The organism is Myxococcus eversor (assembly GCF_010894455.1).
GTDB classification, from domain to species: Bacteria; Myxococcota; Myxococcia; order Myxococcales; family Myxococcaceae; genus Myxococcus; species Myxococcus eversor.
In genome coordinates this window covers 1-292 of record NZ_JAAIXY010000117.1, presented here as the reverse complement: position 1 = coordinate 292, position 292 = coordinate 1, and the positions used below count along the sequence as shown (strand labels likewise).

Annotated in this window: 1 pseudogene; it reads left to right on the top strand. The window is 70.9% G+C overall.

The window, feature by feature from the left end:
• Window positions 1–187 (top strand): annotated as a pseudogene (locus G4D83_RS45770) (IS66 family transposase); the annotation flags it as partial.
• Between the last annotated feature and the right edge of the window lie 105 nt (window positions 188–292).

Here is a 292-nt window from a genome sequence, read left to right as displayed (position 1 = left end):
GGACCCGCCCGGTACGCTGCCGAGGAAGTCGGAGCCGACCGGCCGGAAGCCCGGGGGCCAGCCCGGGCACAAGGGCAGCAAGCGCGAGTTGTTGCCACCGGACCGGGTGAGTGAAGTCGTCGCGGTGCCAGCACCGGAGCGCTGCACGGGCTGCACCGGGCCACTTGTTGCTGAGCGAAGTGGTTGATGGAGATCGCGGTCGCGACGAGCGCGCTGGTTGCCGGGAAGGGATGTTGCAGGTCGCGCGGAGTCCAGCAGCGAGCCGGATTCTGGCGCGCCACGCTGCGTGAGG